Below are 15,099 nucleotides of genomic sequence, written 5' to 3'. Positions count from 1 at the left end.
TCAGTGTCTGACTGAGTCAGAACCGCTACACCGTCCCCGGAGCCACCGCGTTACATGAACAAAGTTAAATCGCTATCACAGCAGAATTTATCGTTATTGTTAGCGATCTATATCGGCATCTTTCTAAACCTGTCCGTTTTTTATCGCCGTTTTGATTCGCTGGCGCACGGCATTCAGGGAATTAAGCTTATTTCGGCGGTGACGGAAGTCATCGCTATCGTCCTGTTCACGTTCTTCATCATGCGGCTGGTATCGCTCGGCGGCCGGCTGTTTTATCGCATCGTCGCCTCGCTGCTGGTGCTGATTTCGGTTGCCGCCAGCTACTACATGACGTTTTTCAACGTGGTGATCGGCTACGGCATCGTGGTGTCGGTGATGACCACCGATATCGATCTGTCGAAAGAGGTGGTCGGCCTGCATTTCGTGCTGTGGATGGTGGCGCTCAGCGCCTTGCCGCTGCTGCTGATCTGGAAAAACAGCCTGCGCTTCACCCTGATCGAACAGCTGAAAACCCCCGGCCACCGCATCAAACCGCTGCTGGTGTTGTTGGCGGTGGTGGCGTTGGTCTGGCTGCCGCTGCGCATGCTGGACGACGAGCAAAGCGTGCAGGAGAAGCTCGCCAACGTCGATCTGCCGAGCTACGGCGGCGTGGTGGCGCATTCGTACCTGCCGTCTAACTGGCTGTCGGCGCTGGGGCTGTTCGCCTATACCCGCTATGACGAAAGTCAGGATCAGAGCACGCTGTTCGATCCGGGCAAACACTTCACCTATGTGCCGCCTGCGGGCATCGACGATACCTACGTGGTGTTCATCATCGGCGAGACCACGCGCTGGGATCACATGGGCATGCTGGGCTACGAGCGCGATACTACGCCGCGCCTGTCGAAAGAGAAGAATCTGGTGGCGTTCCGCGGCGAGTCTTGCGACACCGCCACCAAGCTGTCGCTGCGCTGCATGTTCGTGCGCGAAGGCGGCACCGAGGACAACCCGCAGCGCACGCTGAAAGAGCAAAACGTGTTCGCGGTGATGAAGGAACTGGGCTTCTCTTCCGAGCTGTTCGCCATGCAGAGTGAGGTGTGGTTCTACAACAACACCGAGGTGAACAACTATTCGTTCCGCGAGATGATCGCGTCCGAGAAGCGCAACGACGGCAAGGCGGTCGACGATATGCTGCTGGTGGACGAAATGAAGGAGTCGCTGGCGCGTTATCCGAAGGGCAAACACCTGGTGATCCTGCATACCAAAGGCTCGCACTACCTGTACTCGCAGCGTTATCCGCGCAGCTATGCGCGCTATCAACCGGAGTGCATGGGGGTGGATGACTCCTGCACCAAGGCGCAGCTGATCAACGCCTTCGACAATACGGTGCTGTATACCGACAGCTTTATCAGTAATGTGATCGACCAGGTGCGGGACAAGAAGGCCATCGTGTTCTATGCCGCCGATCACGGCGAGTCGATCGGCGAGAATACGCACCTGCACGGCACGCCGCGCGAAATGGCGCCGCCGGAACAATTCCGCGTGCCGATGATGGTGTGGGCGTCGGACAAATTCCTCGAGAACCCGCAGCACCTGAGCGCCTTTGAGCAGCTGCAGGCGCAGCAACGCATCGGCAGAACGCACCGTCACGTCGAGCTGTTCGACACCGTCCTCGGTTGCCTCGGCTACACCTCGCCGAACGGCGGCATCGTGGATAAAAACAACTGGTGCCATCTCCCGCAGAATAAAACGGCGCCTGCCCGCCTGTAATCCCTCCCGCCGGGTGCCTTGCGCACCCGGTAATTTCCGCCAATACATTCTCTTCATCAATTATTCCGGTGTGTGCATACGGTATACTTGCGCACTTTCCCTGCTAACCGGAGATTTCCATGACCCTGCGCGTGGCGTTTATCGACGATCATGACATTGTGCGTTCGGGCTTTGTGCAGCTGCTGTCGCTGGAGGCCGATATTCAGGTGGTGGGCGAGTTCAGCAGCGCGGCGCAGGCGCGTGCCGGCCTGCCGGGGCTGGAGGCGGAAATCTGCATTTGCGACATTTCGATGCCCGACGGCAGCGGATTGGATCTGCTGGCGGACATTCCCTCCGGCATCCGCGTGGTGATGCTGTCGATGCACGATAATCCGGCGCTGGTGGAAATGGCGCTGGAACGCGGCGCCAGCGGCTTTCTCTCCAAGCGCTGCAAGCCGGAAGATCTGATCACCGCCGTGCGCACCGTCGCCGGCGGCGGCGTCTATCTGATGCCGGAAATCGCCCAGCAGCTGGCGCGGGTGAAGGTGGATCCGTTGACCCGCCGCGAGCGCGAGATAGCGCTATTGCTGGCGCAGGGCCAGGAGGTGCGCGAGATCGCCGCCGCGCTGGGGCTGTCGCCGAAGACGGTGCATGTGCATCGCGCCAACCTGTTCGCCAAGCTGGGCATCACCAATAATGTCGAGCTGGCCAGACGGATGCTGAACCTGTGACGCAGCGTCTGATCACCCAGCTGGCGCTGTTCTTCATCTATGCCGCCAGCGCATTTTGCCTGTGGGGCATCGGCACCGCGCTGATCGACCCGCCCTGGCAGGCGCTGTTGCTGTTCCCGTTCGGCCTGCGCATGGGCATTTTGCTGCAGAGCCCGTACCGTTTCTGGCCGGGGATCCTGCTGGCCGATCTGCTGCTGATGGCGCTGCTGGCGGACCAGTACGGCTACGGCCCGGCGCTGTGGGCGTCGGTGGCGGTGCTGGTGCTGACGGTGCTGCTCAGCCTGCTGGCCTCGCCGTGGCTGTTGCGCCATCAGCAGAGCGACAGCGAATGGCGCTGGCCGCTGTTGCAGGGCGCGGTGGTCGCCATCGCCGCCTTGCTGCAGGCGTTGGTGTGGCAGCTGGTCAGCGGCGAAGGCGCCCGCGCGCTGCTGCTCGGCCTGACCGGCGGTTTCACCATCGCGCCGACCTGCCTGCTGTTGTGGCACTATCTGGCGCGCCAAATCTGGGTTCCGCTGGAGCCGGGGCTGATCCACAAGCCGGTGGAGCTGCGCCTGGGCCACCTGGCCAGCTATCTGCTGCTGTTTGCATTCAGCATCTGGCTGCAGCAGCAGGTTAACGCCGCCGAGCTGCGCCGCTTTGCGCCTTTCTGCCTGGCGATCCCGATCGTGTTCATGTCTTACCGTTATGGCTGGCAGGGCGCGCTGTTGGCGACGCTGCTCAACGGCGTGGCGCTGATGGTCAACGAGCCGCCGCAGCCCGAGTCGCACCGCGACTTGCTGTTGTCGCTGCTGGCCCAAAGCCTGACCGGGCTGCTGCTGGGCGCCGGTATTCAGCGCCAGCGCGAACTGAATCAGCAGCTGCGGCTGCGGTTGGCGGAGAACCGGCAGCTGGCGCGGGCGCTGGTGACGGCGGAGGAACAAACCCGGCGCGAGGTGGCGCGCGAGCTGCACGATGAAGTGGGGCAGACCATCACCGTGATCCGCACACAGGCCAGCATCGTCAAACGCCTGGCGCCGGAGCCGGCGGTGATCGGCTGCGCCGATACCATCGATGCGTTGGCGCTGCGGGTCTACGATGGGGTGCATGATGTGCTGACCCAGCTGTGGCCGGCGGCGCTGAACAACCTGCCGCTGTCGGCGGCGGTGGCGGCGATGCTGCGGGAGTCGCTGCCGCAGGACGCCTCGCTGGTGAGCAGCATGCAGTGGCAGGTGCCGGACGAACTGCTGGATGAAACGCTGAAAATCACGCTGTACCGGGTGTGCCAGGAAGGGGTGACCAATGTGTGCCGCCACGCCGGCGCCAGCCGCCTGGAATTGGACGCGCGCTTGCGGTCGCGCAAAGGCGCCGCGCCGCAGATTGCCCTGACCATCCGCGATAACGGCGTGGGCTTCGATGCGGACCACCATCAGCCGGGGTACGGCCTGCGCGGCATGCAGGAGCGCATCAGCGCCCTCGGCGGCAGCCTGCGGCTCACCTCTGAGCGGGGCGCCTGTTTGAGTGTGATCTTGCCCACAGTTTCACCGGCGCAAGCGCAAAACTAGGAAAAACTCCTAACCGCGTCGGGAATCCGGCGTAAGCCTCCCGCGCGCGCGGGGAGCATCATAGCGGCACTTTATTCAATCCTCTGAGGTTCCACATGTGGTCTTTCCTTAAAAGCCGCCCGGATGTGCCGCAGGTCACCGATCAACGGCAGATCGACGCCAGCTACAAATACTGGCGCATCCAGCTGATGTGCACCATGTACATCGGCTACGCCGCGTTTTACTTCACGCGCAAAAGCTTCAACTTCATCATGCCGGCGATGCTGAGCGATCTGGGCCTGACGATGTCCGACGTCGGCATCCTCGGCACGCTGTTCTACATCACCTACGGCTGCTCGAAATTCATTTCCGGCATGATCAGCGATCGTTCCAACCCGCGTTACTTTATGGGGCTGGGCCTGATCATGACTGGGGTGCTGAATATCTTCTTCGGCCTCAGTTCGTCGCTGCTGATGCTCGGCACGCTGTGGATCCTCAATGCCTTCTTCCAGGGTTGGGGCTGGCCGCCGTGCTCCAAAATCCTCACCAGCTGGTATTCGCGCTCCGAGCGCGGCAGCTGGTGGGCGATTTGGAACACGTCGCACAACGTCGGCGGCGCGCTGATCCCGCTGCTGGTGGGCTTTATCTCGCTGCACTTCAGCTGGCGTTACGGCATGATCATTCCCGGCATCATCGGCGTGGTGCTCGGCCTGCTGATGTGCTGGCGCCTGCGCGACAAGCCATCTACCCTGGGGCTGCCGAGCGTTGGCAAATGGCGCAACGACGCCATGGAGCTGGTGCAGGAATCGGAAGGCCAGGGGCTGAGCAACCGCGAGATCATCAAGCGCTACGTGCTGACCAACAAGTACATCTGGCTGCTGGCGGTCTCTTACGTACTGGTGTACATCGTGCGCACCGCGATCAACGACTGGGGCAACCTCTATCTGACGCAGGAAAAGGGCTATTCGCTGATGACCGCCAACTCGGCCATTTCGCTGTTTGAAGTGGGCGGCTTTATCGGTTCGCTGGTGGCCGGTTGGGGTTCCGACAAGCTGTTCCGCGGCAACCGCGGCCCGATGAACCTGATCTTCGCCATCGGCATCTTCCTGTCGGTAGCGGCGCTGTGGCTGATGCCGGGCGTCACCTACCTGCTGCAGGCCTGCTGCTTCTTCGCCATCGGCTTCTTCATCTTCGGCCCGCAGATGCTGATTGGCATGGCGGCGGCGGAGTGCTCGCATAAAGATGCGGCGGGCGCGGCGACCGGTTTCGTCGGCCTGTTCGCCTACCTGGGCGCGGCGCTGTCCGGCTACCCGATCGCGCGGGTGATGGAAATCTGGCACTGGAACGGTTTCTTCGTGGTGATTTCCATCGCCGCCTGCCTGTCGGCGCTGTTCCTGCTGCCGTTCCTGCGTGCACAGACGCCGGCGCTGAAAACCGCCAAAGCCTGAGTAAAATGCGCTGCGCAACCCCCGGTGCAGCGCATTATGGCGCTTTTATCACCACTTGAAATGCAGGGGAAAAAAAGTGATTGACGCCTATAACCGCCAGCAGTAAGATGCGCCCCGCATCGGCGAGTAGCGCAGCTTGGTAGCGCAACTGGTTTGGGACCAGTGGGTCGGAGGTTCGAATCCTCTCTCGCCGACCATCATTCGAAAAACCTGCTTTTTAAAGCAGGTTTTTTTTCGCCTGTCGTTTATGAGGATGAGTACCTCCGCAGGAGGTTCGAGCCTCGCGAAGCGAGACAACGTTGCTTCAGCAACGGCCCGCAGGGCGCGCATCAATGATGCGCGTAATCCTCTCTCGCCGACCACCATTTGAAAAACCTGCTTTTTAAAGCAGGTTTTTTTTCGCCTGTCGTTTAGGCGGCTTTGCCTACAACGAAGTCAAAATGGATTTCGTCATAGGGGAAAATCACGCCTCGTTGACCTTTATCGACGATGCCGCAGCCTAACAGCGCCTGCAGATCGGTATGCACCGCTTTCACATCGCGTTTCACTCGGCGTGCAACTTCCCGAATGGAAAGCTCGCCGGCGCCGGTCATGGTATGCAAGATATGCATTTTCTTGGGTGATAAGGTTTTCCACAGCCGCTCCCAATCCAGGAATGTGATGTAATGCCCTTGAGCGCTTTGCTGGCCTGTTGCGGCTTCCTTCAGTGCGAGTTTCATTTCTTCGACTGAAGCGACTCGAATGGTGACTGTGTTCATCATGACTCCTCTGTAAGCTGCATAACCTCGCGCCAGAAACTGTCGAGCAAGGCATCAATGGTCGTGAAATTAAGCGGCTCTTCTTTGCCATCGATATGTTTGTGATCGCCTTTGCCCGCTTCATTGTCATAGCGCAGTCGACAAATGCCGTCTTTTACATAGGCAAATCGGTATTTATAACAGTGGCCGCTGGCCCTGACGGGCGGCTCTACCCGCCAAATAACGAGTTGTGCAAATGCGGCAGGTGGCAGGGGGATCCTGTCTTGGTAAATTAGCTGCGAAGGCATGCTCTTTCCTTAAGTGTTGTTCACAGTACCAACACAGTCAGGGTGTTGTCAATAATGACAACACCCTGACTGCGGAGTGTGGTGTAATCCTGATAAATATTTATCTTTCCTTAATAAAAAATTCACTATCCTTATTTGTCGTGCTTTCTTTTATTTATATTAAAATAAATTCACACTTGCTGAATAAAACCCAGTGGATAGCGCTCTTGTTTTCACGCCTTTTTTATTTATAGTCTGAATGTACGCGGTGGGAATGATTATTTCGCCACGTGGAAAGACGCTGTTGCTATTTATTGATTTTAATCTTCGAGGATTATTGCGGAATTTTTTCGCTTCGGCAATGCATCGCGACGATTAACTCTTTTATGTTTATCCTCTCGGAATAAAGGAATCAGTTATGCGCAAATTTAATAAACCGCTGTTGGCGCTGTTGATCGGCAGCACGCTGTGTTCCGCGGCGCAGGCCGCCGCGCCGGGCAAGCCGACCATCGCCTGGGGTAACACCAAGTTCGCTATCGTTGAAGTTGACCAGGCGGCTACCGCTTATAATAATCTGGTGAAGGTAAAAAATGCCGCCGATGTTTCGGTCTCCTGGAATTTATGGAATGGCGACGCGGGCACGACGGCCAAGATTTTATTAAATGGCAAAGAGGCGTGGAGCGGCCCTTCAACCGGTTCTTCCGGTACGGCGAATTTTAAAGTCAATAAAGGCGGCCGTTATCAAATGCAGGTGGCATTGTGCAATGCCGACGGCTGCACCGCCAGCGACGCCACTGAAATTGTGGTGGCCGACACCGACGGCAGCCATTTGGCGCCGTTGAAAGAGCCGCTGCTGGAAAAGAATAAACCGTATAAACAGAATTCCGGCAAAGTCGTCGGTTCTTATTTCGTCGAGTGGGGCGTTTACGGGCGCAATTTCACCGTCGACAAGATCCCGGCGCAGAACCTGACTCACCTGCTGTACGGCTTTATCCCGATCTGCGGCGGCAACGGCATCAACGACAGCCTGAAAGAGATCGAAGGTAGCTTCCAGGCGCTGCAGCGCTCCTGCCAGGGCCGCGAGGATTTCAAAGTCTCTATCCACGATCCGTTCGCCGCGCTGCAAAAAGCGCAGAAGGGCGTCACCGCCTGGGATGACCCCTACAAGGGCAACTTTGGCCAGCTGATGGCGCTGAAGCAGGCGCGTCCCGATCTGAAAATCCTGCCGTCGATCGGCGGCTGGACGCTGTCCGATCCGTTCTTCTTCATGGGCGACAAGGTGAAGCGCGATCGCTTCGTCGGCTCGGTGAAAGAGTTCCTGCAGACCTGGAAGTTCTTCGACGGCGTGGATATCGACTGGGAGTTCCCGGGCGGCAAAGGCGCCAACCCGAATCTGGGCAGCCCTCAGGACGGGGAAACCTATGTGCTGCTGATGAAAGAACTGCGGGCGATGCTGGATCAGCTGTCGGCGGAAACCGGCCGCAAGTATGAGCTGACCTCCGCCATCAGCGCCGGCAAGGACAAGATCGATAAGGTGGCATACAACGTCGCGCAGAACTCGATGGATCACATCTTCCTGATGAGCTACGACTTCTACGGCGCCTTCGATCTGAAAAACCTGGGGCATCAGACCGCGCTGAATGCGCCGGCCTGGAAACCGGACACCGCCTACACCACGGTGAACGGCGTGAATGCGCTGCTGGCGCAGGGCGTCAAGCCGGGCAAGATCGTGGTCGGCACCGCCATGTATGGCCGCGGTTGGACCGGCGTGAACGGCTACCAGAACAACATTCCGTTCACCGGCACCGCCACCGGGCCGGTCAAAGGCACCTGGGAGAACGGCATCGTGGACTACCGGCAGATCGCCAGCCAGTTCATGAGCGGCGAGTGGCAGTACACCTACGACGCCACGGCGGAAGCGCCTTACGTGTTCAAACCTTCCACCGGCGATCTGATCACCTTTGACGATGCCCGCTCGGTGCAGGCCAAAGGCAAGTACGTGTTGGATAAGCAGCTGGGCGGCCTGTTCTCCTGGGAGATCGACGCGGACAACGGCGATATTCTCAACAGCATGAACGCCAGCCTGGGCAACAGCGCCGGCGTTCAATAATCGGTTGCAGTGCGTTGCCGGGGGATATCCTTTCGCCCCCGGCTTTTTCGCCGCCGAAAGTTTTTTTACGCCGCACAGATTGTGGGCCTGCCCGGCGAAAAATGCGCTCATCGGACTCACCCTTTTGGGTAATCCTTCAGCATTTCCTTCTGTCTTTAACGGCGATCACAAAAATAACCGTTCAGATATTCATCGTTCAGCAACAAAGTTTTGGGGTTTTTTAGCGGAGTTTAAAACCAGTAAATTTATCAGGGTCAGACCAATGCGCTAAAAATGACCGCTTAGCATAAATTTTCATGCTGGAACTGTTAACAAAAGGTTTTTTTTATGTTTGTTTGCTGTTTCTCACAGTCTGCGTAAATCCCCACTGGTTATATTGACGACACCCCAAACAGTTGGCAACTTGATAGCCTCAGGGGTAAGAGCGAGAGTTGTTTGAGTGAATTCCACGCGCTCAGACGTCCCCGTCGCGATGCGTTCCATCCGGCATCCTCTCATCGTACGCCTTCTGCCTTCGGGCGCTGACCGCACAGGCCACGCAATAAAAAATACAGGTCTGGCGGCAATTACACACATCACATCACACAATGGAGCACTAACGATGACACGTTCCTTGGGTAAATCGGGGGTTCTGAAATTCGGCATTGGGCTGATCGCGCTGACCGTGGCGGCCAGCGTACAGGCCAAGACGTTGGTTTACTGTTCTGAAGGTTCCCCGGAAGGGTTCAACCCGCAGCTGTTCACCTCCGGCACCACCTACGACGCCAGTTCGGTACCGATCTACAACCGCCTGGTCGAATTCAAAGTCGGCACCACCGAACTGCAGCCGGGCCTGGCTGAGAAGTGGGACGTCAGCGAAGACGGCAAAACCTATACCTTCCACCTGCGCAAAGGCGTGAAGTGGCAGAGCAGCAAAGATTTCAAACCGACGCGCGACTTCAACGCCGACGACGTGGTGTTCTCCTTCGAACGCCAGTTGGATGCCAATAACGCCTACCACAAAGTGTCCGGCGGCAGTTACGAATACTTTGAAGGCATGGACATGCCGAAGCTGATCGCCAAGATCGAAAAAGTAGACGACAACACCGTGCGTTTCGTGCTGAACCGCCCGGAGGCGCCGTTCCTGGCTGACCTGGGCATGGACTTCGCGTCCATCCTGTCCGCCGAATACGCTGACGTCATGATGAAAGCCGGTACGCCGGAAAAAGTCGACCTGAACCCGATCGGCACCGGCCCGTTCCAGCTGTTGCAATACCAGAAAGACTCCAAAATCCTGTACAAGGCGTTCGACGGTTTCTGGGGCACCAAGCCGAAGATCGATCGTCTGGTGTTCTCCATCACGCCTGACGCTTCCGTGCGTTACGCCAAGCTGCAGAAAAACGAATGCCAGGTGATGCCGTTCCCGAACCCGGCCGATATCGCCCGCATGAAGCAGGACAAATCCATCAACCTGATGGAGCAGCCGGGGCTGAACGTGGGTTACCTGTCGTTCAACACCGAGAAAAAACCGCTGGATAACGTGAAGGTGCGTCAGGCGTTGACCATGGCGGTCAACAAGCAGGCGATCATCGACGCGGTTTATCAGGGCGCGGGCCAGGCGGCCAAGAACCTGATCCCGCCGACCATGTGGGGCTATAACGACGCGGTGCAGGATTACGCTTACGATCCGGCCAAGGCGAAAGAACTGCTGAAAGAAGCGGGCATGGCCGACGGTTTCAGCATCGACCTGTGGGCGATGCCGGTACAGCGTCCTTACAACCCGAACGCGCGCCGCATGGCGGAAATGATCCAGGCCGACTGGGCCAAGATCGGCGTGAAAGCCAAAATCGTGACCTATGAGTGGGGTGAATACCTCAAGCGCGCCAAAGCGGGCGAGCACCAGACGGTGATGATGGGCTGGACCGGCGACAACGGGGATCCGGACAACTTCTTCGCCACGCTGTTCAGCTGCGCGGCGGCGAAAGACGGCTCCAACTACTCCCGCTGGTGCTACAAGCCGTTTGAAGATCTGATTCAACCGGCGCGCGCCGAGTCCAACCACGACAAACGCATCGAACTGTACAAGCAGGCGCAGGTGGTGATGCACGATCAGGCTCCGGCGCTGATCGTCGCGCACTCCACCGTGTATGAGCCTGTGCGTAAGGAAGTGAAGGGCTACGTCGTGGATCCGCTCGGCAAGCATCACTTCGAGAATGTCTCTGTAGACTGATTCCGACCTAAACCGGAGATGCACGAATGGACTTGCAGGGGCGCAACAGGTTTGCGCCTCTGCTGACCAGTCTCCGGCGTATGGCCGTTGGATCGTTCAAAGGCATGTGAGCGTTAATAAGCCTGGCGGACGATGAGCTGCCGGGCATTGATACAGAGAGTTCGGGATATGTTGCAGTTCATACTCCGACGTTTGGGGTTAGTTATCCCAACGTTTATCGGCATTACATTGCTGACTTTTGCATTCGTCCATATGATCCCCGGCGACCCGGTGACCATCATGGCCGGGGAACGCGGTATCTCCGCCGAGCGCCACGCGCAGCTGATGGCGGAAATGGGGCTGGACAAGCCGCTCTATCAACAATACTTCTCCTATGTGTCCAACGTGCTGCACGGCGATCTGGGCACCTCACTCAAAAGCCGCATCTCCGTCTGGAGCGAGTTCGTTCCGCGCTTTCAGGCCACGCTGGAGCTGGGCCTGTGCGCGATGATCTTCGCGGTGCTGGTGGGCATCCCGGTCGGGGTGCTGGCGGCGGTCAAACGCGGCTCGGTCTTCGACCATACCGCGGTGGGCATCTCGCTGACCGGCTATTCGATGCCGATTTTCTGGTGGGGCATGATGCTGATCATGCTGGTGTCGGTGCAGCTTAACCTGACGCCGGTGTCGGGGCGCATCAGCGACACGGTATTCCTCGACGACAGCCACCCGCTGACCGGCTTCATGCTGATAGACACCCTGATATGGGGCGAACCGGGCGACTTTATCGATGCGGTGATGCACATGATCCTGCCGGCCATCGTGCTGGGCACCATCCCGCTGGCGGTGATCGTGCGCATGACCCGCTCCTCGATGCTAGAGGTGTTGGGCGAAGACTATATCCGCACCGCGCGCGCCAAGGGCGTGAGCCGCATGCGGGTGATCGTCGTTCACGCGCTGCGCAACGCGCTGCTGCCGGTGGTGACGGTGATCGGGCTGCAGGTCGGCACCATGCTGGCCGGCGCCATTCTGACCGAAACCATCTTCTCCTGGCCGGGTCTGGGCCGCTGGCTGATCGACGCGCTGCAGCGCCGTGATTACCCGGTAGTGCAGGGTGGGGTGTTGCTGGTCGCCTGTATGATCATTCTGGTTAACCTGCTGGTAGACGTGCTCTACGGCGTGGTCAACCCGCGTATTCGCCACAAGAAATAAGGGGCGCTCTCATGTCTCAAATCACTGAGTCTGCAGTTAAAGGTGCGCCGAAGCCGATGACCCCGTTTCAGGAGTTCTGGCACTATTTCAAGCGCAATAAAGGGGCCGTGGTCGGCCTGGTGTATATCGTTTTGATGCTGGTGATCGCGCTCGGCGCCGGGGTGCTGGCGCCGCATGCGCCGGCGGACCAGTTCCGCGACGCGCTGCTCAAGCCGCCGGTGTGGCAGGAGGGCGGCAGCTGGCAATACATCCTGGGCACCGACGACGTGGGCCGCGACGTGCTGTCGCGCCTGATGTACGGCGCACGGCTGTCGCTGCTGGTCGGTTGTCTGGTGGTGGTGTTGTCGCTGGTCATGGGCGTGGTGTTCGGCCTGCTGGCCGGCTACTTCGGCGGCGCGGTGGACGCGGTGATCATGCGCGTCGTCGACATCATGCTGGCCCTGCCGAGCCTGCTGCTGGCGCTGGTGCTGGTGGCGGTATTCGGACCGTCGATCGTCAACGCCTCGCTGGCGCTCACCTTCGTCGCCTTGCCGCACTATGTGCGTCTGACGCGCGCGGCGGTGCTGGCGGAGGTGAACCGCGATTACGTCACCGCTTCGAGAGTAGCGGGCGCCGGCGCGCTGCGTCAGATGTTCGTCAATATTCTGCCTAACTGCCTGGCGCCCTTGATCGTTCAGGCTTCTCTCGGTTTCTCGAACGCCATTCTCGACATGGCCGCTCTCGGCTTTCTGGGCATGGGCGCGCAACCGCCGACGCCGGAGTGGGGCACCATGCTCTCCGACGTGTTGCAGTTCGCGCAAAGCGCCTGGTGGGTAGTGACCTTCCCCGGCCTGGCGATCCTGCTGACGGTGCTGGCATTCAACCTGATGGGGGACGGTTTGCGTGACGCTCTCGACCCCAAACTCAAGCAGTAACAGAGGACGAGAGAGATGGCGTTATTGAATGTAGACAAGCTTTCGGTGCACTTCGGTGACGAAGGCACCCCGTTCCGCGCGGTAGACCGCATCAGTTACAGCGTGGATCAAGGTCAGGTGGTCGGCATCGTCGGTGAATCCGGCTCCGGCAAATCCGTCAGCTCGCTGGCGATCATGGGCCTGATCGATTTTCCCGGCAAAGTGATGGCTGACAAGCTGGAGTTTAACGGCCAGGACTTGCGCAAGATCTCCGAAAAAGAGCGCCGCCAGCTGGTGGGCTCCGAAGTGGCGATGATCTTCCAGGATCCGATGACCAGCCTGAACCCGTGCTACACCGTCGGTTATCAGATTATGGAGGCGCTGAAGGTGCATCAGGGCGGCAACCGCCGCACCCGCCGCCAGCGCGCTATCGACCTGCTGACGCAGGTGGGGATTCCCGATCCGGCCTCGCGGCTGGACGTGTACCCGCACCAGCTTTCCGGCGGCATGAGTCAGCGCGTGATGATCGCCATGGCCATTGCCTGTCGGCCGAAGCTGCTGATCGCCGATGAGCCGACGACCGCGCTCGACGTGACCATCCAGGCGCAGATCATCGAACTGCTGCTGGACCTGCAGCAGCGCGAGAACATGGCGCTGTTGCTGATCACCCACGATCTGGCGCTGGTGGCGGAAGCGGCGCATCACATTATCGTGATGTACGCCGGCCAGGTGGTGGAATCCGGCAAAGCGGCGGAGATTTTCCGCGCGCCGCGCCACCCGTACACCCAGGCGCTGCTGCGCGCGCTGCCGGAGTTCGCCGCCGACAAGGCGCGGCTGGCTTCGCTGCCGGGCGTGGTGCCGGGCAAATACGATCGCCCGACCGGCTGCCTGCTCAATCCGCGTTGTCCGTACGCCAACGAGCGCTGCCGTAACGAGGAGCCGGAACTGCGCAGCATTCCCGGCCGTCAGGTTAAATGTCACACACCGCTGGATGATGCGGGGAGGCCGACCGTATGAGCCAGAATCAACCTTTACTGCAGGCGATCGACCTGAAAAAGCATTACCCGGTGAAAAAGGGCCTGTTCGCGCCGGAGCGGCTGGTCAAGGCGCTGGACGGCGTGTCGTTCACTCTGGAGCGCGGTAAAACGCTGGCGGTGGTCGGTGAGTCGGGCTGCGGCAAATCCACGCTTGGCCGCCTGCTGACGATGATCGAAGTACCGACCGGCGGCGAGCTGTACTACCAGGGACAGGATCTGCTGAAGCCGGACGTTTCCGCCGAGAAATTGCGGCGCCAGAAGATCCAAATCGTGTTCCAGAATCCTTACGGATCGCTCAACCCGCGCAAGAAGGTCGGGCAGATCCTCGAGGAGCCGCTGTTGATCAACACCTCGCTCAGCGCCGCCGAACGGCGGGAAAAAGCGCTGGAGATGATGGCGAAGGTCGGCCTGAAGACCGAGCATTACGATCGCTATCCGCACATGTTCTCCGGCGGCCAGCGTCAGCGTATCGCCATCGCTCGCGGGCTGATGTTGAATCCGGACGTGGTGATCGCCGATGAGCCGGTGTCGGCGTTGGACGTGTCGGTGCGCGCGCAGGTGCTGAACCTGATGATGGATCTGCAGCAGGAGCTGGGGCTGTCCTACGTGTTCATCTCGCACGATCTGTCGGTGGTGGAACACATCGCCGATGAAGTGATGGTGATGTACCTGGGCCGCTGCGTGGAAAAGGGCAGCAAAGAGGCGATCTTCAACAACCCGCGCCATCCGTACACTCAGGCGCTGCTGTCCGCGACGCCGCGGTTGAACCCGGATATGCGCCGCGAGCGCATCAAGCTGACCGGCGAACTGCCCAGCCCGATGAACCCGCCACCGGGCTGCGCATTCAATGCCCGCTGCCGCCGCGCCTTCGGCACCTGCGTACAACTGCAGCCGCAGCTGAAGCAGTACGGTGAGCAGATGGTGGCCTGTTTTGCGGTCGATCAGGACGAACATCCGGGGGCGTAAAGCGTCGGATTTCACCGCATAAACCCACGCCGGCTTAACGCCGGCGTTTTTTATTATTCAATCAACGGGTTAATCATTAAACTATCTTCAGCACCCGATATTTCATGACTTTGTTGCTGTAAATCGGCCTGTCGTTATTTTTTTAAGAATCTTCGCATGAAAATAATAATCGAATAATAGAATTTAAAGGTTTGTTGTTAATTACATTCTGTCGGTCGAGCGGCTTCACTGTTTTTTTATAAAAA

At 59.2% G+C, this 15,099-nt stretch carries 12 protein-coding genes, 1 tRNA gene and 1 other RNA gene; 12 read left to right on the top strand and 2 right to left on the bottom strand.

What is annotated here, in order from left to right; all coding sequences use genetic code 11:
• The first annotated feature begins 54 nt into the window (after positions 1 to 54).
• The 6 genes from eptB (at position 55) to J9788_RS17695 (ending at position 5,789) form a co-directional block, all read left to right on the top strand.
• The gene (gene eptB, locus J9788_RS17720; protein WP_046898812.1) at positions 55 to 1,749 is read left to right on the top strand and encodes a kdo(2)-lipid A phosphoethanolamine 7''-transferase; all 1,695 of its coding nucleotides are present in this window, start codon (positions 55 to 57) and stop codon (positions 1,747 to 1,749) included.
• Between the two features lie 119 nt (positions 1,750 to 1,868).
• On the top strand, positions 1,869 to 2,459 hold the full coding sequence (uhpA, locus tag J9788_RS17715; RefSeq protein ID WP_033645065.1) for a transcriptional regulator UhpA: 591 nt from the start codon (positions 1,869 to 1,871) through the stop codon (positions 2,457 to 2,459).
• The gene (gene uhpB / locus J9788_RS17710) at positions 2,456 to 4,000 is read left to right on the top strand and encodes a signal transduction histidine-protein kinase/phosphatase UhpB (RefSeq protein WP_182265635.1); all 1,545 of its coding nucleotides are present in this window, start codon (positions 2,456 to 2,458) and stop codon (positions 3,998 to 4,000) included. The genes uhpA and uhpB overlap by 4 nt, the downstream gene beginning before the upstream one ends.
• A gap of 95 nt (positions 4,001 to 4,095) precedes the next feature.
• Positions 4,096 to 5,427 carry an MFS transporter gene (locus J9788_RS17705; RefSeq protein WP_182265636.1) on the top strand — a complete coding sequence of 444 codons (1,332 nt, stop codon included), beginning with the start codon at positions 4,096 to 4,098 and terminating at the stop codon, positions 5,425 to 5,427.
• A 120-nt stretch (positions 5,428 to 5,547) separates the two neighbouring features.
• Positions 5,548 to 5,624 (top strand) — tRNA-Pro (locus tag J9788_RS17700).
• A 36-nt stretch (positions 5,625 to 5,660) separates the two neighbouring features.
• Positions 5,661 to 5,789: non-coding RNA, RtT sRNA (locus tag J9788_RS17695), on the top strand.
• Positions 5,790 to 5,837: 48 nt separating this feature from the next.
• Here J9788_RS17695 and J9788_RS17690 read toward each other — a convergent pair.
• Positions 5,838 to 6,185, bottom strand: a complete 348-nt coding sequence (locus J9788_RS17690) for a glycosyl transferase family 1 (RefSeq protein WP_182265672.1) — start codon at positions 6,183 to 6,185, stop codon at positions 5,838 to 5,840.
• Positions 6,185 to 6,472, bottom strand: coding sequence for a DUF6516 family protein (locus J9788_RS17685; RefSeq protein WP_182265637.1), 288 nt, complete (start codon positions 6,470 to 6,472; stop codon positions 6,185 to 6,187). Before J9788_RS17685 ends, J9788_RS17690 begins: the two co-directional genes overlap by 1 nt.
• A gap of 397 nt (positions 6,473 to 6,869) precedes the next feature.
• Between J9788_RS17685 and J9788_RS17680 the strand changes: the two genes are divergently transcribed.
• The 6 genes from J9788_RS17680 (at position 6,870) to dppF (ending at position 14,854) form a co-directional block, all read left to right on the top strand.
• Complete coding sequence (locus J9788_RS17680; protein WP_033645062.1) at positions 6,870 to 8,561, top strand: glycosyl hydrolase family 18 protein; 1,692 nt, start codon at positions 6,870 to 6,872, stop codon at positions 8,559 to 8,561.
• A 601-nt stretch (positions 8,562 to 9,162) separates the two neighbouring features.
• Positions 9,163 to 10,770 carry a dipeptide ABC transporter periplasmic-binding protein DppA gene (dppA, locus tag J9788_RS17675; RefSeq protein ID WP_042783430.1) on the top strand — a complete coding sequence of 536 codons (1,608 nt, stop codon included), beginning with the start codon at positions 9,163 to 9,165 and terminating at the stop codon, positions 10,768 to 10,770.
• 168 nt (positions 10,771 to 10,938) lie between these two features.
• Positions 10,939 to 11,958, top strand: coding sequence for a dipeptide ABC transporter permease DppB (gene dppB, locus J9788_RS17670; RefSeq protein ID WP_033645060.1), 1,020 nt, complete (start codon positions 10,939 to 10,941; stop codon positions 11,956 to 11,958).
• Positions 11,959 to 11,969: 11 nt separating this feature from the next.
• Complete coding sequence (gene dppC / locus J9788_RS17665) at positions 11,970 to 12,872, top strand: dipeptide ABC transporter permease DppC (protein WP_033645059.1); 903 nt, start codon at positions 11,970 to 11,972, stop codon at positions 12,870 to 12,872.
• A gap of 15 nt (positions 12,873 to 12,887) precedes the next feature.
• Positions 12,888 to 13,868 (top strand): dipeptide ABC transporter ATP-binding protein, encoded by a 981-nt coding sequence (gene dppD, locus J9788_RS17660; RefSeq protein ID WP_033645058.1) that lies wholly within the window; start codon positions 12,888 to 12,890, stop codon positions 13,866 to 13,868.
• A complete protein-coding gene (gene dppF / locus J9788_RS17655; protein WP_015376237.1) occupies positions 13,865 to 14,854 on the top strand; it encodes a dipeptide ABC transporter ATP-binding subunit DppF in 990 nt (329 codons plus the stop codon). Before dppD ends, dppF begins: the two co-directional genes overlap by 4 nt.
• Positions 14,855 to 15,099 lie beyond the last annotated feature (245 nt).

The organism is Serratia sp. X10, from assembly GCF_017811775.1.
GTDB classification, from domain to species: domain Bacteria; phylum Pseudomonadota; class Gammaproteobacteria; order Enterobacterales; family Enterobacteriaceae; genus Serratia; species Serratia ureilytica.
Note: the sequence above shows the minus strand (reverse complement) of the source record. Positions and strands in the feature narration are given on the sequence as shown.